At 61.5% G+C, this 18112-nt stretch carries 16 protein-coding genes; 13 read left to right on the plus strand and 3 right to left on the minus strand.

The window, feature by feature from the left end; translation table 11 throughout:
• The first annotated feature begins 124 nt into the window (after positions 1 to 124).
• The 3 genes from BGIM_RS0141525 to BGIM_RS0141535 all read left to right on the plus strand — a co-directional run bounded on the left by BGIM_RS0141525 (position 125) and on the right by BGIM_RS0141535 (position 2537).
• Entirely contained in the window at positions 125 to 1405 is a 1281-nt protein-coding gene (locus BGIM_RS0141525) for a leucine-rich repeat domain-containing protein (RefSeq protein WP_020475508.1), read from the plus strand.
• Between the two features lie 77 nt (positions 1406 to 1482).
• Complete coding sequence (locus tag BGIM_RS55255; protein ID WP_020475509.1) at positions 1483 to 1917, plus strand: GNAT family N-acetyltransferase; 435 nt, start codon at positions 1483 to 1485, stop codon at positions 1915 to 1917.
• Between the two features lie 68 nt (positions 1918 to 1985).
• A complete protein-coding gene (locus BGIM_RS0141535) occupies positions 1986 to 2537 on the plus strand; it encodes a hypothetical protein (RefSeq protein WP_020475510.1) in 552 nt (183 codons plus the stop codon).
• 14 nt (positions 2538 to 2551) lie between these two features.
• On the opposite strand, the gene BGIM_RS0141540 is transcribed toward BGIM_RS0141535, so the two are convergent.
• Together BGIM_RS0141540 and BGIM_RS0141545 are read right to left on the minus strand one after the other, a co-directional pair.
• Positions 2552 to 4057 (minus strand): Gfo/Idh/MocA family protein, encoded by a 1506-nt coding sequence (locus BGIM_RS0141540; protein WP_020475511.1) that lies wholly within the window; start codon positions 4055 to 4057, stop codon positions 2552 to 2554.
• 193 nt (positions 4058 to 4250) lie between these two features.
• Positions 4251 to 5120, minus strand: a complete 870-nt coding sequence (locus BGIM_RS0141545) for a ThuA domain-containing protein (protein WP_029631728.1) — start codon at positions 5118 to 5120, stop codon at positions 4251 to 4253.
• Positions 5121 to 5258: 138 nt separating this feature from the next.
• Between BGIM_RS0141545 and BGIM_RS67970 the strand changes: the two genes are divergently transcribed.
• Together BGIM_RS67970 and BGIM_RS0141560 are read left to right on the plus strand one after the other, a co-directional pair.
• A complete protein-coding gene (locus BGIM_RS67970; RefSeq protein ID WP_029631730.1) occupies positions 5259 to 5612 on the plus strand; it encodes a PD-(D/E)XK nuclease family transposase in 354 nt (117 codons plus the stop codon).
• Positions 5558 to 6298, plus strand: coding sequence for a PD-(D/E)XK nuclease family transposase (locus BGIM_RS0141560; RefSeq protein WP_040891985.1), 741 nt, complete (start codon positions 5558 to 5560; stop codon positions 6296 to 6298). The genes BGIM_RS67970 and BGIM_RS0141560 overlap by 55 nt, the downstream gene beginning before the upstream one ends.
• On the opposite strand, the gene BGIM_RS59230 is transcribed toward BGIM_RS0141560, so the two are convergent.
• Positions 6264 to 9095, minus strand: a complete 2832-nt coding sequence (locus tag BGIM_RS59230) for a serine/threonine-protein kinase (RefSeq protein WP_157369824.1) — start codon at positions 9093 to 9095, stop codon at positions 6264 to 6266. The two genes, BGIM_RS0141560 and BGIM_RS59230, sit on opposite strands and share 35 nt — an antisense overlap.
• A gap of 388 nt (positions 9096 to 9483) precedes the next feature.
• Here BGIM_RS59230 and BGIM_RS0141575 point away from each other — a divergent pair, with 388 nt between their 5' ends.
• From BGIM_RS0141575 to BGIM_RS67560, 8 genes are all read left to right on the plus strand, one after another.
• Complete coding sequence (locus BGIM_RS0141575) at positions 9484 to 9882, plus strand: prepilin-type N-terminal cleavage/methylation domain-containing protein (RefSeq protein ID WP_020475514.1); 399 nt, start codon at positions 9484 to 9486, stop codon at positions 9880 to 9882.
• A gap of 34 nt (positions 9883 to 9916) precedes the next feature.
• Positions 9917 to 10474 carry a pilus assembly FimT family protein gene (locus BGIM_RS0141580; protein ID WP_020475515.1) on the plus strand — a complete coding sequence of 186 codons (558 nt, stop codon included), beginning with the start codon at positions 9917 to 9919 and terminating at the stop codon, positions 10472 to 10474.
• Position 10475: 1 nt separating this feature from the next.
• Positions 10476 to 11090, plus strand: coding sequence for a type IV pilus modification PilV family protein (locus tag BGIM_RS66210; protein WP_020475516.1), 615 nt, complete (start codon positions 10476 to 10478; stop codon positions 11088 to 11090).
• A complete protein-coding gene (locus tag BGIM_RS0141590; protein WP_020475517.1) occupies positions 11087 to 11914 on the plus strand; it encodes a prepilin-type N-terminal cleavage/methylation domain-containing protein in 828 nt (275 codons plus the stop codon). The genes BGIM_RS66210 and BGIM_RS0141590 overlap by 4 nt, the downstream gene beginning before the upstream one ends.
• A 30-nt stretch (positions 11915 to 11944) precedes the next feature.
• Positions 11945 to 13591: a type II secretion system protein GspK gene (locus tag BGIM_RS0141595; RefSeq protein ID WP_020475518.1), complete on the plus strand. Its 1647-nt coding sequence runs from the start codon at positions 11945 to 11947 to the stop codon at positions 13589 to 13591.
• A 110-nt stretch (positions 13592 to 13701) separates the two neighbouring features.
• Positions 13702 to 15348, plus strand: a complete 1647-nt coding sequence (gene pilM, locus BGIM_RS55270) for a type IV pilus biogenesis protein PilM (protein ID WP_020475519.1) — start codon at positions 13702 to 13704, stop codon at positions 15346 to 15348.
• A complete protein-coding gene (locus tag BGIM_RS0141605; RefSeq protein WP_020475520.1) occupies positions 15345 to 16655 on the plus strand; it encodes a hypothetical protein in 1311 nt (436 codons plus the stop codon). The genes pilM and BGIM_RS0141605 overlap by 4 nt, the downstream gene beginning before the upstream one ends.
• Positions 16656 to 17102: 447 nt before the next feature.
• Positions 17103 to 18112, plus strand: a 1010-nt coding sequence (locus BGIM_RS67560) for a hypothetical protein (RefSeq protein WP_238537819.1), incomplete at its 3' end; no start/stop codon positions are given.

Below are 18112 nucleotides of genomic sequence, written 5' to 3' on the forward strand. Positions count from 1 at the left end.
CAGGCGGCAAGTTGGTTAATGCAAAACCAACTTGCCGCCTGGCCGGAACTCACAGACTTGCAAGTTTTTCTGCATCGGTGCGAGAGACGACCGGCATCACGGATTCCCAAACCGAGGCAATATCATGCGACGAGTCCTGATGGCGGTTGTGTTGTCAGCTCTGTTGAACGGCATGGCGTTGGCCCAGCCGGAGGACCCGTCGCCGCTGCCGGCGGAGGTGGTGGCCGCCTGGGAAAAAGCAGGGGCCGAGGCCGGGTGGATGGAGCCTGACGATCTGAATTTCCGGCGCGGCGAAAATGGCATGCCCGCGGAAATACCCGCATTCCGATTGAAGGCGTGGCAGGCCGGGTTGTTGAACAAACTGCCGTCGCCGGGGCAGAAATTCGGGCTGGATCTCTCCGATACCCCGACGGACGCAGGGTTGAAGGAACTGGCCGGATTCACGCAACTCCAATCCCTGAACCTCAGCAACACCAAAGTAACGGATGCGGGGTTGAAGGAACTGGCCGCGCTCAAACAATTGAAATCGCTGAGAATCTTCGCCGGTCAGGTGACGGACGCGGGGGCGAAGGAACTGGCCGCGTTCAATCAACTGAAGTTGCTTGGTCTTGTCTACACGAAAGTGACAGACGCAGGGATGAAAGAAGTGGCCAGGTTGCGACAACTCCAGTCACTGGACCTCGACGGCACCAACGTGACAGACGCGGGATTAAAAGAACTGGCGGCGCTCAAGCAACTAAAGTCGCTGAGTCTGGACAACGCCAGTGTGACGGGCTCGGGCCTGAAGGAACTGACCGGGCTTGAACAACTCCAGTCGCTGAACCTCGGCGGCACCTCGGTGACGGACGCAGGGCTGAAGGGACTGGCCGAGCTCAAACAACTGCGGCAGTTGAGACTCTTCTGCACGAAAGTGACAGACACGGGACTGAAGGAACTGGCCGGTCTGCGACAACTCCAGTCATTGGACCTGCGAGGCACCCCGGTGACGGACGCGTTTATGAAGGACTTGGCCTCGTTCAAACAACTGAAGTCACTGTACTTTCACCACGCGAAGATAACGGAGGCAGGGCTGAAGGAACTGACTGCGCTCAAACAACTGGAAGACCTGGACCTATCCGGCGTCAAGATGACGGCGGCCGGGCTGAAGGAACTGGCCGCGCTCAAACAACTGGAATTTCTGAATCTTTCCGGCGCCGAGTTGACGGATGTGGAACTGAAAGAATTGGCCGGGCTTCAGCAACTGCAGTCTCTGAGCCTTTCCAATACCGAGGTGACGGACGCGGGATTAAAGGAACTGGCGGGACTCAAACTACTGCGGCTTCTGGGCCTCTTCAAAACCAAGGTAACAAACGCCGGTGTCGCCGAGTTGCGAAAGAATCTGCCCGAGTGTGATATCATGCGTTGACTCATCCGGCATCAGGGGGAAACGCCGTCCGTCGCAGACCGGCCAGTGGTGGTACCAAGAGCTTGGGGATGTCTTCAATGGGTGACATGACGCTGACCGTGTTCGACACGGACGATGCCCGTCGGCTCGCCACCTTGCGGCTGTTGGCCGATCATCTGACGGAATATCACCGATGGAACACCGGCGGCGAATGGCGGCAACTCTTTGTCTCGTTGTGCGACCCGACGGGAGAAGTGCTTGGCGGCCTTCTGTCTCACACCCACGGTTCTTGGCTGGAAGTGGAGTTCGTGTGGGTGGCCGAACCGCTTCGACGGCGAGGGCATGCCACACAGTTGCTGGCCGCCGCCGAGACGGAAGCCAAAACGCGGAGATGTCGGCGAGCGTGCCTCGACACGGCCACTTCCCAAACGGCCGATTTCTTCCTCCAACGCGGCTATCGCATCTGCGGAGAATTGCCTGACTACCGGGACGGCCGCTCACGGTACTGGCTGCACAAAACGCTGTGTGAGTGACCGGGTTCAAAGTCGCGCGTGTTATGACAACCGCCTGGCGGGGTTGTCCGGCAAGGGAGGGCTTCCCGATGGTGGCAGGGCTTGCCGAACAGATCGCCGCGTATCACGCCGCCCCGTTCGACGCCAAGGGGGAGGCATGTGGCAAAATCCAAGTGCTTGAGGAACTGGAAGACCACCTCGGAGACCGGGATGTCCTCGCCTTCTTCCTCGCCATCCTCGGCAACACCGACGAGTACGACATGGCCCGCTGCCACTTGCTCAAGTGGTTCGGGATCGACCCGGCCCCGGATGCGGAAGCGCACCGGCTCATCGGCGAATGTGTCGCGGACACGCTGCGGCGGGAGGACGACTGGCTGGTCAAATGCTGGCTCGCCCGCGTGTCGGATGCGTACATCGACTTGCCCGTGATTGTCACGGTGTCGGCCGAGCGGTTCCGGGATGAGGCGGAATCCGAGGAGGTGCGATGCGGAGTCATGAGCGGGCTGAAGGCGCTCGGCCCGACGGCCGAGGTGATGGAACTGTTTCGAGCCGTGGCAGCCGGGTCCGACGAAGTGGCCAAGTCCGCCCGTCGCATTCTTAAGGAGTGGGGCCAAGAAAGCGAGTCCGGTCCCTTTCTCTAATCCGTACCGGCTCCTCACCCTTCCTGATCGCCCGCCAGGCCCATGTATTTCGGCGGCTGGAGGCCGGCGAAGCGTTCGCGGTTGTGGCTTCGGGTTTCCCAGTTGCCGGCCCAAGCGGCACCGTTGGAGGCGGTTGGGCGGCGGGCTTCCTTGTCCCATGTCAGCACTTGGCCGGTGCGGAAGCTTTCCACTCCCAAGGCGGCGATGGTGACGGCCGCCGCTCCGAGTTCCGGCGGGCAGAGGGTAGAGCGATTGTGTGTGCGGACACATTCCAAGAAATGTTCCCACATCGCCTGCGTTTCGTTGCTTGGCGGGGCGACGTCGATGGTTTCCGTCGGCTCGATGCTCTTTTCCAACCGGGCGGGGAGGCCGGAGCCGCGCATGGGGTCGTCGCGGATGAGCTGGATGCCCCCTTTGACGAACTTCATTGTGCCAAGGCGGCCGCGCAGGATTTCCTCCACGGGGTAACCGCTCACCGTGGTGGCCGTGAAGAGGAGTTGCACGCCTTCGTCAAAGTCGGCGATCACCGTGCCGACATCGGGAACATCCCGGCCGTCGTGTTCCCAGAACAAGCCCCCCGCCGCCATCACCCGGCGGGGGTGGCGAAGGCCGGTCGCCGCGAGGAATTGGGTGGTTTTGTGCGTCAACAGATCGGTGAAGACGCCGCCGGAAAAGGGCCAATAACAGCGCCATTGGGCGAACTTGGCCCGGTCGAACGGCACATCCGTCGTCGGGCCGACAGGTTCGCCGTTGACCTCGAATTGCGAGCCGAGAAACATCTTCCAGTCAACGGTCTTCGGCGTCATCTGCGGCGTGAGCCGGTAATAGCGCCATTGGCCGCGAATGTCGTTGCGGTGGAAGCCCGTCTGCCCCATCACCACCGGGCCGATGCGATGGCCGCGAATTAGTTCGTGGGCTTTCGACCATGTCGCGTCCGCGAGTGATTGCACGCCAACGACCACCACGCGGTTGTGCTTGCGGGCCGCATCGACGACCGCCTGGGCCTCGGCCGTCGTCCGGGTCATCGGCTTTTCGCAGTAGACGTCTTTGCCGGCCGCGAGGGCGTCCAAGGTCATGCGGGCATGCCAGTGGTCCGGTGTCGCCACGCAGATCACGTCCGCGTCTTTCAGGTCGATCAGCCGGCGAAAATCCTTGGTCACCCGGTTGGTGTCGTTCGGGTTCAGGCCGCACTTTTTGGCCGAGGGATACAAGCCCTGCGAATAGTTTCGTCGGGTGACTGTGCCGACCGGGAATTCGTGGTCAAACGTGTCTTCCTGCCCGTCCCACACATCGCACACGCCGACGACGGAAACGGCCTGCCCGTCGCGGCGCAATTTCAACAACGTATTCAGATGGGCCTGCGCCCGCCCGCCGCAACCCAAGACGGCGACGCCAAGTTTCTCATTGGAACCGGCCACGCGCGCATAGCTGGCCGCCGTGAGGGACAACGCCGCCCCGGCGGCGGCGCTGGTCCGCAGAAAGTCACGACGATCAACCGACGATGGCTTGGCTTCCGACATGGGATCTCATTTCGCGGGCATACGTCATTCGATGCGGAAATTCGGGCAAGGGTTCCAAGGTATGAGTTCCAAGTTTCGAGTTTCAAGTTCCAAGTTGAAAACCATTCTTGTATGCCGGGATGCGAATTGCCGGGCAGAGGACTCGACTTGGCTTTCAACTTGGAACTTGAAACTTGGAACATGAAACTCTTTTTCACGGCCGGGCCGAAACCTTTTCAGCGGTCGGGAAGTCAGCGGGGACGGCTTGCGTCACCTTGCCGGTGGCCGCCCATTCCACGCCTCGGGCGAAGGTCACTTGGAAACCGGCGCACTTCATGGAGACATCGCTGTGGCCGAGCGTCGTGTGGAACACGCGGCCTTTTTCGTAGGGAATCACCATCAACATCGGCTCGTTTTCACCGCTCCCACCCTTTTTCGGGTCGGCGAAGGCCGTGGCCAGCACGGTGACGTTCTTGGCAGGACCGCGAAGGCGGTCATACAGTTCGTCCCCGGCGTGCATCCACTTCTCCGGCAGCCCCTTGGTGATCGGATGTTCAGCGTCGCGTGTTTCGACGACGAACGGGGCAAAGGCCCCGTGCGAACCGCCGTTGCCCTTGGTGGTGTCCAGCACGAACTTGCCTTCGCGGAACCGGATGTACGGCCCGGACTTCTCGTTGCGGCCGCCCCACCCGCCGACGCCGATCATCACATTGTACTCGGGCCATTCGGGGAAGGAGTTGTCAGCCGCGTGGACGGCGACGAAACCGCCGCCATCGGTGACGAACTTCACGAAGTCAGCCTGCGTTTCCTTGGGCCATGCCTGCCCGTTGTAATTGGAGACGACGACTTGATAATCGGAGAACTTCGGCCGAAACACGACCGGCTTTTCGCTCTTTCCCTGCGGGGAAGTGGCGACATCGACAGTGAAGAGTTTCGTCTCTTCCAAGATCTTCTTCAAAATTGGCGTCGTAACCTTCCAATTATGGTTGTTCTGCCCGTCAACGATCAACACCTTGATCGGCTCGGCGGCGCCGGCGACGACAGAGACAAGGCCCACGATCAGGGCCGACAACAGGTTCTTCATGGGGAGAGTGACTCGCGGTGGGTTGTATGAGGAAAGGATATCCCGACCGGGGGCACTGCTCAAGCGCGAAAACAAGTTGGCCCGTTTTGAAACCATCGGTTACGATGGCCTCTCGATACTCGCTTCGGAGATTGGCTCGTGATCTTGGGGATCGATCCGAAGGTGGACTACGCCTTCAAAAAATTGTTCGGCTCTCCCGCCCACAAGAACCTGTTGATCCATCTGTTGAACGCGCTAATGGTGATGCGATTACGGGCTCCCATCACCGACATCGAAATTCTGAACCCGTTCAGCGTGAAGGTATCCCCGGAGGACAAGCTCTCGATCCTCGACGTGAAGGCCCGCGACGCCGACGGCCGGTTGTATCTTGTGGAAATGCAAGTGCTGGCGACGGACGGCTTCCCGGGCGGTGCGTGTATTATTGGTCCAAGAGATATGTGGAACAACTGCATCAAGGCGAAAACTACGGCGAACTCCGGCCGACGATCATGATCTCGTTCCTCGACCACGTGTTGTTCGACACGCCCGGCCACCACACGGTGTTTCATCTGCGGGCGGACCAACCCCCGGAGCTTCTTCTGTCGGATCAATTCGAGATGCACTTTGTGGAACTCCCCAAGTTTCGCCTCGAAGCCGAGGAACTGCGAACCTCGCTTGATCGCTGGTGCTACCTGATGCGCCACGCGGAGGAATTGGACACGGCCAACTTGCCCGAACCGATGAAAGATGAAACAATCAGGGAAGCCGTGAACGTGCTGGAGCAACTGGCCATGACTGACGCCGAACGCCTCGTCTATGAAGAACGCTGGATGGGCCGGGCCGATCACACTGCCCGAGAACGGCGCTACGCGCGATTGGAGAGGGAACTTGGCGAAAAGATGAGTCAACTCGCCGAACGAGACCGGCAGGCCGCCGAACGAGACCGGCAGGCCGCCGAACAGCAGAAGCAGATTGCCGAACAGCAAAAGCAGGCTGCCCGGCAGGAGGCGAGAGCCGTTCTCCGGGAGACGATTTTGTCCCGGTTCCTGTTGGAAGGGTTGCCGCTGGCGAACCGGGTGGCGGGCGTGGAAGATCTGGAAACGCTGGAGCGTTTGTCCCATCAATTAGCGGAATCCGCGACAGCCGTCGAGTTTGAGGCGGTTCTCAATTCTGTGTCGCCGGTCCCGCGTCCCGGATGACCAGTTCGCGGATGCGCAGAGTCTTTTCGGGTGTGGTCCCGTCGTTTCGGAGGCCGATTCGCACGGCCATGTCCCGGTCCGGCGACAGTTGGCGGGTGGTGATCTGCCATTCCCCCCGCGTGTCATTTAACGTCGCCCCGTGGCGGGCCATCGGCTGGCGGGCATCCTTGATGTCCAACATCCCCGTCCCGCCCCCGTCGGTTCGGTAAGTCACCCGGACTTCGTATCGCCGCCCCGCGACCAGCTTCGCCAAGGGGCGGGAGCTGTGCATTTCGGCGATGCTGCCATTCCCCCGCAACGCGACGATCTCTCCGCTGCCCGGCGGCGCGAACTGGAAGTCCGCCGTGCCGATGCCTCGTCCCCTGCCGCTCCACAAGCCGGGCCAGGTTCCCGGCGCCCCCCCCTCGACGGGTTCGTCGCCCCGCATCTTGGTGAGAAAACCACGGGCGGGTGTTTCCAGCCGGTAGACGATCTCGGAATCGGATTCGGGGGTGAGGTCCAGGATCTCCAGCGACCGCAGATGCAACGTCCCCCTGGCTCGTGTGCCGAATCCCGGCGACACTTCGTGCCGGAAACTCAGGAAGGCGGGGCCGTCGTGGTCTGGCTTCAGGATGGCTTGGGACACGCGGGAAACGCTTTGCTCGCCCAACGGTAATTCGGCGAAATCGGCCTGGCCCGCCGCGAGGCCGATTCCCAAGGAAGCTCGGCCGCCGGAAGGGAGACGATAATCATAACGGACCAGATAGGTGTGCCCCCTGGCCAGCGAAATCTGCGGATCGGGGGTGAACAGGCTTGTCCCCTCGGCCACCGAGATCACCCGCGAAACCGAACCGGTTTCCACGGCGACCATCGCGGGAAGGGAGCAATCCGGCTCGGGATCGATGCTCCACTCCTCGGGGAACCGCCCCGCCCCCGAGCGGGCGATCTCCCCGCCCCGGACGGCCCGCGTCATCACGCCGGACGTCATCATCCGGGGATTGAGCTGACAAATCGCCCGGCCGATGGCGGGATCGAAATCCTCCTCAATGATCTCGACCGACCGAACCTCCAGCCTCGCGCCTCCGGCGGCTTTCCACGCCGTGAATCCGACGCTCAGCCGGGCGGGGGTGGCGGGCGATTCCAACCATTCGACGGTTCCCTCTCCGTCCGGCGTCTCCGCGAGCCGGCGGGCAAAGGAACGATCCGAATTCCAAATCGAAAACACTTCCGCCCGCAGCCCTTGCGGACAACGATAGGCCACGCGGCAACGGTAATGGCGGCCGGGTTGCATGCTCGCCAGACTGCGGCCGAGTTCCAATTGCGTGTGGCCGGGGCCGTCGATCGTTTCGACGAACAGCCGGGCCTCTTCGGCGGCCGTCTCCAGCCCGCCGCGCCCGGTCGTCCCTTCCACGGAAGTCAGATTCCATTTCGACGGCCACGCTCCGGCCATTTCCGTCATGGCCAGCCGGTTCACCGTCGCCGATCCCGGTTCCATTGCTCTGAAATCCATCCACAAAACGGTTCGAGTTGGTTCCGATGGTTCGGACACGCTCGCCAACTGATTGGCGGTCGGCGTTCCCTCGTTCGTCTCGGGCGTCCGCCAGTTTGCCCATGCCACCAATGCCGAGAGACCCAAGACACAGGCGGCCGCCGAAATGATTGGCCGCCGTGTTAACCGGCGAACGGGCCGGGCCGGTTCCGGCTCAGGTGATTGTGGGTCAGGCAACGTGACGCAGACAATATCGGACGATTGTTCGACGGTGTCTTCCATCAGGTTGACAACCGTGTCATCAAGGGTCTGCGGCTCGGACCACGGTTCGAGGAGACGGATGACCTCATCCATGTTCGTCGGGCGCCGGGCCGGATCACCGGCCATCATGCGACGGACGACCCCCGACAGCGCGCGCGGGATTTCCGGTTGCAGATGATGGAGCGGCGGAGCCTCGCGGTGCCGGACCGACGTGAGATGCCGGGTCGGTTGGTCGTGAAACGGGGAGCGCCCGGTCAGGAGCGCGTATAAGGTTGCCCCGAGGGAATAAACGTCCGCCCGTTGATCCACTTTGTCGGGATCGATGATTTGTTCCGGGGCGGCATATTCGGGCGTGCAAATCACAGTGCCCTTGTCGAGCCGGGCTGTCAACTGGTCGTCCAGTTCCCCGTTGAAGCGAGCGAGCCCCAAATCGAGGATTTTGATGGTCCCCGTCTCGTCCAGCAGCAGATTGCCGGGTTTCACATCCCGGTGGATCATTTGCCGTTCATGGGCGTGATTCAGCCCGGTCGCGGCTTTGATGGCATGTTTCACCGCCTTATGCGTCGACAACGAGCCGGATTCCCGCAGGACGCGGTCGAGATCTCTTCCGGCGACGTATTCCATCACGAAGAAATGGAATCCATCCGATTCCATCAAGTCATAGGCCCGGACGATGTTCGGATGGTCAAGCGCGGCGACCACCCGGGCCTCCCGCTTGAAACGCTCCCGCATCACCGGATCGGCGGCCATCGACTTCGGCAAAATCTTGATGGCCACCTGTCGCCGCAAATGCTGATGTTCGGCGAGGAAAACGCGGGACATCCCCCCCCGGCCAAGGGGGCGCAGAATCCGGTACGGCCCCAGAAAGGGGGGAACATGGGAAAAGGACTCGGCGTGCGAATGTTGCTTCACGAAGGCCGACCCGGCGGTGAAAATGTCGTCCTCGCCGTCAACGGGCGGCGAGCCGGCCGTCAGCCTTCTCGTGTCCGAACTCCGGGCGGCCGACGACAGTTCCTGCCCCGGTTTCAGGGGTTTGACCAGTCGAAATGTGGGGTCCGAATCAGGCATCCGTTTGCCTTCCGAGTGCGGCGAGAACTGTGACGTGCTGGAAAATGATCGCAAAAACCATTTTCCAGCATGGACAGCATGGCCCGGATAACCCGCAAAGACAAACGTTTGTGAAGGTTGCGCAAGGAAAGTGTTCGCGCGGTGCCTGTAACTTTTCGGCACGTGTGGAAAGATGAACCCGGAAGCCCGAAACCGAGTTGTCGGCATTATTTTGGGGCAGAAATCCATCAGGCGGTTTTAAGGTGGCGGAAAGAACAGGAAGCCATGCCCGCAAAGATTGGCCAAACTCTTTCCCGGCTTGGGCAATTTTCTCTCATGACCCTTTAAGGACGTTCTCGGATATACTGTCTACAGCATCCCTCGTCGCCCCCCGCAGGAGTTCCCTCCCATGATCTTGGTTCAACCGCAAAGCCCCGCGCGACGCCGTTCGGCGTTCACGTTGCTTGAAGTGCTGGTCGTCGTGGCCATCATTCTGGTGCTGGCGTCCGTCGCCACCGTGGCTGTCCTTCAGGTCCAGAAGGAAAACAAGAATGACATCGCTAAAATCCAGGCGATCAGCCTGCAAAAAGCACTCCAGACGTACATCATCAAAAACGAAGGCAACCCGCCGAATTCGCTTCAGGACATCATCCGCTACATCGATGGCGGCGACGTGAGCAAACTGACCGACCCGTGGGGCAACCAGTTCCAAATGGGCAGCACTCAGAACAATGATGTGACGAGCTATTACATTCATACGAGCAACCCCGAGACAGGTGCGGAAATCCGCAGCGACACGAAGAAATAAACTCCGATCTCCTCCACTTGAAAGGGGCCTTCGCATGACCCGCCCCGCAGTCCGGTCCGGTTACACGCTCATCGAAGTTCTCCTTGTCATGGCGATTTTGGTGTCCTTCGCGGCCATCGCGATGCCGAGCATCAGCGCGATGTACGGGGATATTCGTGTGAAGGCCGCCGCCGACCAGGTGCGCGGGTCGTGGACAGAATGCCGCGCTTATTCCATTGACGAGGGGCGGCCCTATCGCTTTGCGGTGCAGCCCAACACCGGCAAGTTTCGCATCGCCCCAGACTCGCCCGAGTCTTGGGGCGGTTCATCAGGAGATTCGAGCGCCTCCGTCAGCGAGGACACCGCCCTGCCCTCGCACACCAGCGAGGGAGAATTGCCGAAGTCGATCGTCTTCACTGTGCCCGACGGACTCGGCGAAACCAGCGCGGACGGCTGGACTACCGTTGTCACCTTTTTGCCGGACGGTTCTTGCGCGTCAGACCGCGAAATCACTCTCAGTGCGGACGACGACACCAGCCCCATCGTGATTCGGGTGCGGGCAATGACCGGGGCCGTCAGCGTGCGAAACGCACCCAAAACGGGGGGCAAGTGACATGCGATTGCGATCCGTTTCCCGTCGGCGGCCTGGCATCACCCTCTTGGAGGTGCTTGTTTCCACGGCGATGTTCTTGTTCTCGCTGGTCGCCATTGGCCAGCTCATGAGTTCCTCGGCCGACCAGGCCTTGGAGATCAGCCAGTTGACCAGGGCCAACCGGTTGTGCCAGTCCAAATTGAACGACTTCGTCTCCGGGGTGGAAAGCGTCAGTTCCGGCGGCGGCGGTGTCTTTGACGAAGAACCGGACTGGTCATGGTCCGCCGAATGCACGGCCGACGGCACGGCCGTGAACCTTTACAAGGTCAAGATCACCGTTTCACGGGACACGCCTCGCGGTAAAGTCGAGATTATCCTGGCCCAATATGTGTTCGACCCGACCCAAAAGGGGTTGCTGGCCGACACGAGCACGACAACTTCTTCTTCCTCCTCTTCCGGGTCAACCACCTCGGGTTCGACTGGAGGAACCACCGGGGCGGGCGCCACCGGGGGCGGGGCAACCAAGGGAGGCGGAGGAGGCGCGGGTGGTGGAGGAGGCGCGGGCGGCGGAGGTGGTGGTGGAGGCGCGGGGGGTGGCGGAGGCGGAGGTGGTGGCCGAGGAGGGGGCAAGTCATGAGACTTCAGACAATCAGACGACGTTCCGGCTTCACGTTGTTGGAAGTGTTGCTGGCCAGCGCGCTGGCCCTCGTGCTGATGGCCGCCCTTTATGTGGCCCTTGATATCCAACTCCGGCTCGCCAGCAGCGGACGCGACCTTATTGAACAAGCCACGTTGGAACGGGCCGTCACCCAGCGGTTTGAAAGCGACTTGGTGATGGTCCTCGGCCCCGTGGCCCCGGCGGTAAGTTCCACGACGACCACCACCACGACCGACAGCACCGGCGCAACGACGACGACGGATTCCAGCGACGCCATCACGGATGCGACTTCGACGACGGACACCATCCCGTTTCAAGCCGGAGTGGTCGGGGACACCACGACGCTGACGATCTTCGTCAGTCGGACCGTCAAAACCAACTTGCTCCAACAGAACTCTGACAACCCCCCGATTGTCGCGGACATTCGCCGGATCACTTACTGGTTGTTGGCGGATCGCGGTCTGGCCCGGCAGGAAATTTCCTACGTCACCTCGGAACAAGTGGCGAACATCTCGGACCCGGTGATTGAGCAGGACAAATCCGAGGCCGATTATGTGATCGCAGACGAAGTCACGGATCTGCTGTTTGAATATTGGGATGGCTCCGCATGGCAGGAAAGCTGGGACGGCACCACTCTCGGGGCCGATGGCAAAACCCCGCAAGGGCCGCCCGCCGCCATTCGCGTCCATTTTTGGGTGAACGTGCCCGGCAAAGATCCCAAGGAAATCCGGCACACCATCGCCATTCGCTCGGCGGCCGGCCCGGCGACTTCGGACGCCGACTTGACGACAACCAACCAGTGATCTGACGACAAAATCAACGAGTGACTTTCCATGCTGTTACGGACGACGATCACCGGGCAACGCACGACGAACCCCCGCCGGGGCGGATTTGTGATCGTGGCCGTGTTGATGGTGATCGCCGTCCTTATGCTGGCGGCCTACCAGTACAGCTCGCTGATGGACGCGGAATATCTGGCGGCCGACCGGATGCGGAAGACCAACGAGGCCCGCATTCTGGCCGATTCCGGCATTCATTATGCCTGCGCGATGCTGGCCGACCCGGACGCCTTTTCCGGCACGCTCAACAGCAACCCCTACGACAATCCCTCGGTGTTTCAGTCGGTCCTCGTCAAGGAAAGCGACAACGCCAGGGCGCAGGGCCGGTTCTCGCTGGTCTCCCCGAATTACGCGGACCAGTCCGTGCTTACCTCCGGGATGGCGCCGATGCGGTTCGGCATGATCGACGAGGGGAGCAAGCTGAACATCAACGCCCTCTATGCGGCCGACTCCACCGGGCAGGTGCTGCACGACGCGCTGATGAAACTCACGAACATGACGGACGAAATCGCCTGGTGCATCGTTGACTGGGTGGACCCGAACGACACCGAAAGCACCGGCGGGGCCGAGAGCCAGTATTACTCGTCGTTGTCCCCGCCGTATCAGTGCAAAAACGGCCCGCTGGACACCATTGAGGAGCTGCTGCTGGTCAAGGGGGTGACCCCCCTGCTGCTTTACGGCACGGACATAAACCGCAACGGCAAGACCGACCCCGGCGAGGACGACAGCCTTGGCTTCACCCTCGGCTGGTCCGCGTTTCTCACCGTCTACAGCCGGGAGCGGAACGTGGATAGCACTGGCGCCAAACGGGTGAACCTCAACGGCAACGACCTCAACACGCTCATGACCGACCTGACCACCGCCGTCGGGGCCGATCTCGCCAACTTTATCATTGCCTACCGGATTTATGGGGGAACCAGTTCTTCTTCCTCCGGTTCCGGTTCCGGTTCCGGTTCCGGCGGATCGGCCCCTTCCCCCAAGGGGGGCGGGATGGGGGGGGGCGGCGGGGCGACCCAGTCCCGGCCGGGCAGTCCGGCCCAGTTACAACAATCCGTCAATCAGGCGATCACCGCGCAAACACAGCCCAAGCAACGGATTTCCAGCTTGTTTTCGCTGATGGGAGCCTCGGTCACTGTCACCAGCCAGAACCGCCAGCAACCGTCGATGTCTTTCGCTTCCCCGCTGACCAACGACGGGTCCAGCAGCGACCTGCTTGGCACGCTGCTGGACAAATGCACCACCTCGGCCAATGCGGAACTTCCGGCCCGTGTGAATGTGAACACCGCCCCGCACGACGTGCTGATGGCCCTGCCGGGTATGACAGAGCAGTACGTCCAATCGATCATCAACAACCGCCCCACTTACCTCAACGGCGACGCACAGGACACCACCTTCAACACCGTCGCCTGGCTCATCTCCAGCGGCGGGATGAAGTCCACGGATTTGCAGGCGCTGGAGCGCTACATCACCGCCCGCACGCAGGTGTACCGCGTAATCTCGGTCGGCCACTTCGACGAGGTCGGTCCCATCGCCCGCATCGAGGCGGTGATTGACGTGAACCAAGGAAAGCCCCGGATCGTTTACTACCGCGATTTGACCGATCAGGGGCGGGCCGTGGACCCTCGCACGATCTCACAGTGAGCCTCCCGGCGATCCGGCACGGAGGCGGCCGCCGGGTTGTCCTTCTGTTTTCATCGGCTGACCGTTTGTAATGGTTGCCCGGTTTATTGACTTCAAGCACAGGTGTTCGTTTGTCACGATTTCTGGCGATCGATGTGGATCAAACCCACATCCATGTGGTGGCGGGAGTGGCGAAAGGAGGCGTGCCGACGCTGGAGTCGGCGGCCGCCCTGCCCCTCAAGGCGCCGCTTTCAGTGGCGACAGCCGCCGACTTGGGGAAGGAGTTTCGGGAGGCCCTCAAGGCCGCCGGAATCGCCCCGGCTCCGGTGCTGGTGTCCCTCGGGCGGGACAGGGTCATCGTCAAGGATGCGAAGATTCCCCCCGGCGTGCCCGAGACCGAGGAAGCCTCCCTCGTCCGCTTTCAGGCGAGCAAAGATCTGACGGAGGCCGTCGACGCCGTCATCATTGACTATTACACGCTCACCCGGCCGGAGCCGGACGGCCAGCGCCGGGCGGTGATCGTCTCGCTTCGCCGGGAATATCTGGAGGCATATCGCCAGTTTTGCACGGCCGCCGGGCTGAAACTGGCCGGGGCCACCCCCCGACCGATCGGCTCGCTCGGGGCGTTGACGCGGGCGATCAAGACGGGAGATGTCACCGCTCCCGTGTCCCGCTCGGCCTCCGTGGCGATGCTCAGCCGGGGCGACAAGTGGGGCGAGTTGATGATCGCCCGCGACGATCAGGTGTTGTTCTCGCGGGCCGTGAGCGCCGGGGCGTTGAACTCCGAGGCGATGCTGCTTGGCGAAATCAAGCGCAACCTCGCCGTTTATAACGGGCAGACCCCGCAGCAACCCGTGGAGGCCCTGTTTGTCGTCGAGGCCAGCGGCCCGGCCGGCGCCTGGTCCGGCCGCATCCGGGCGGGGCTGACCATCCCCGTGCAGGGGTTCGACCCGTTGTTCGGCGTCGAAAACGACACGACGCCGGAAACACGCGGCCACTATGCCGGGTTGGTGGGGCTGCTGCAACAGAAGTCCCTCGCCCTGCCGCTGGCGGTCGATTTCCTGTCCCCCCGCGAACCCAAGCCGCCGTCCCGTCGCAAAGAGAACATGATGGCGCTGGCCGGGTTCGGCGTGTTGCTGCTGGTCTTGGGGGCGTTGGTCTTCGGTTATACCCGCGTGATGGCCAAGGACCGCCAGGTCGCCCAGTTAATCAAAGAAAAAAAAGCGGCGGACGACACGTTAAAGGAATTGGAAGTGGACAGGAAACGGATCAAGGCCGTCCGGGAATGGGATCAGAAGCGGATCAACTGGCTGGACGAACTTTACGACATGTCCTCCCGTTTCCCGGACAGCAAGACCACCAAGCTCGACTTGTTCCGGGGCGAGGCCCGCGATCCGGAAAAGGGGGCGAAGGTCAAGAACGTCGGCCGGATCGTCATGAAGGTGCAGACCAGCGCGGACAAGGCTTTCAACAACCTGCAAAGCGTGATGACCAGCGACCGGAAATATCACGACATTGTGCCGCAAACACGCGGCGGCACCGGCGGCCGTCTCGGCTCGAACATGCAGCTTTACGAACTCAAGGCGGAACTGGAACACCGGATGCCAAACGAGTACATCCGCAAGATGGTCGAGCCCCCCTCCCTCAAGCCTGACAAACGGACAGGCCCGGAGGAAAACCCTCGCGGCAAAGGGGGGGTTGGTGGCGGCGGTGGATTTCCCGGTGGCGGCGGTTTTGGCGGCGGATTCCCCGGCGGCTTCGGAGGGCCCGAATCATGATTACCAAAGATCGCATGCTGGTGATCGTTCTGATCGGCTTCCTCGGCTTGGTCGGGCTGGGTTTCATCACCTACCAATTCATCATTGAGCCGATGGGCAAGTTGAACGAGCAAATCGTCACCCTCGGCGGGGAGGTTTCCCAGAAAGAACTCGAACTGCTTGAAATCCAGATGGACAAGGAAAAATTCAAGGCCATCAAGCAAATGAGCCTGCCGGGGGATGTCAACATCTCCCGCGGCACCTATTCGCGCCTGCTCAAGAGTCTCTTGGAACGCTCGGGCCTCCCGGCCGGTTCCTTCAAACTGGTGGTCTCCGAGGCGGATTCCAAGTCGGCCCCGGTGGTCGAGGGAAAAAAGACCGCCTATACCCGGCTCTCTTACGAAATCAGCGCGAAGGGGGAACTCTATTACTTCGTGGAGTTCCTCAAGCATTTTTACGATCAGCCGATGTTGCACATGATCAAGAAGATCAACATCCAGCGGCCGTCGGACTCCAAGGCGCAGGCCAAGGCCGAACTGGACGTGGTGATTAACGTGGAAGCCATCGTCCTGGACAACGCGGCTGATCGCGGCACCCTTTACGCCGCGATACCGCAAGCGACGGCCATCGCCGGCGGGCTCGGATCAACCGGGATGGCGTTGCACTCCTACGAAAGCGGCCGGGGAAGCCCGATTGCCCTCGCCGGGTCGCTGGCCGAGCCGCACCGGGATTATCAGTCGATCTCGATGAAGAACATCTTTTTCGGCCCGGCCCCCGTCATCAAACCTCCTCCCGAAACCCCTGATTCGGTGGATCCGGAGGATGACATTTCCAAGTTCATCACGTTGACATCGGTGGTCGGCCACCCGCAAGACGGCCTGCTCGTCGCGGTGTTCCGGGACAAGTTGAACAACCACGAGTACACCGTCACGCAGACCGAGAGCGGCAAAATCTCCGTGGACGCGACCTACGACCTGAACGGCCGCAAAAAGACCATTTACAAGGCCGGCGGCCAGCAGATCATCTACGGCAGCGATGCGGGCCAAAACAAGCGAGTCTTCCGGGTCCGCCGGATCAACGCCGCCGATGTGATCGTGGAGGAAATCTATGAAGACAAGGAAAAAGCCAAGGAGAAAGCAACGTTCCCGTTGATGGTCGCCGGCGGCCTCTGGTCGGCCGTTCATTTGAACGAGAAGTTTTGCAGCGTTGTCAGCATCGGCAATTCCTTCGACGGCCTCTCTCCGCTGACTTCCCGCGAAGCATTCAAGGCAATCTACGCCAAACCGTCCGTGCTGGCGGTGAGCAGCGACGAGGATCCGGGACGGTAAAAAGGGTCGCAAAGACAACCTCACCCCCTAACCCCCTCTCCTGACAGAGAGGGGGAACAAAACCGGCCAACGAAGACGGGAAGTTATTGCCTGCGATACGCGCCCTCTTGCTCCCCCTCTCTTTTAGGAGAGGGGGCCGGGGGGTGAGGTTGCCTTTGACCGGGGAGTGAAGCGTCCGTTTCCCCCGCCCATCCTGCCCGACAGGAAAAGATGGCGAAGCCTGCGAAGAACGTTTAAGATCCAAGTTCCGGCATTTTGGGGAAGAGGCATGTCGTTCAATCGCCCCGCGAAGATTAACCTTTCCTGAAACTTCGGTTGTTCTGGTCAATAATGAAAACCGGTTGTGCCGAAATTACCGGCAATGACAGGCCGCATGACGGCTAATGATGATATTCTTGGCCGATTCGCGGGGGCGAAGCGGTCCTTTCCGTCGGGGGAGTACGAACGATGACGAGCAATTCAAGGCAACATTTCTGGCCTCGCCGGTGGATGCGCTCCTTCATCGGGGCGGGCATGGCCACCAGTTTCGTGGGCGGGGCCATCTGGGCCGCCGACCCGCTGTTTGAACAGCAAACCCCGAAGGATGCTCCCAAAATCGAACTTCCCAAGGTGGAAGTCCCGAAGGTGGAAGTCCCCTCGCTGACTCCCAAACCCCCGGCCAAGCCGGTGGTGAAGGAAAAGCTCGTCACCTTCGCCATGAGCGACAAGCCGTGGGCCAAGGTCATCGAGTGGTACGCGGCCGAAACCGGCCTCGCGTTCCTCTCCACTGAGAAGGCCCCGGACGGCACCTTCAACTTCATCCCGCCAAAAACCAGCACGGGTGAAGCGAGGAAATACACGCTCTCCGAAGTCACGGATGTGATTAACGAAGGGCTGATGTCCAAGAACTTCGTGCTGATCCGGGGCGAACAATCCTTCCGCCTCTGGCCCGCCGACCAACCCATCGACCCCGTGCTTGTCCGCCGGGTCACGCTGGAAGAGTTGAAGACGCTCGGCGGCAAGGACATTGTCCAAGTCGTCTTGGTGCTCAAAACCGCGTCAGCCGAAGACATGCGGGACGATGTCAAAAAGATGCTGAGCAAGTCCAGCGAGGTGGTTGTTCTGAGACACCGGAACGCCCTCGTGATGATCGACACGGCCGCAAACTTGCGCCGGGTGGTGAATGACTTGGAGAGCAATCAAGACGTTGAAGATGGCAACTCGGCCGAGCAAATGTCCCACAAGTGCGTCTATGTGCGGGCACGAGACGCGGCCACCGCCATGCGGGAACTTCTCCGCACGGCCGACACCTCGACCACCCCGTTGTTCCAGCCGGGCATGATGGGCAGCTTCGGATTCGGCGGTTTTGGCGGCGGACCCGGCGCTGGCTTTGGGGGAGGCCCCTCCGGAGGGTTCGGCGGCGGACCTGGTGGCGGCTTTGGCGGCTTCAGCGGCGGCAACTTCCGCGGCGACCGGGG

Origin of the sequence: Zavarzinella formosa DSM 19928 (assembly GCF_000255705.1) — a bacterium.
In the GTDB taxonomy this organism is placed as follows: domain Bacteria; phylum Planctomycetota; class Planctomycetia; order Gemmatales; family Gemmataceae; genus Zavarzinella; species Zavarzinella formosa.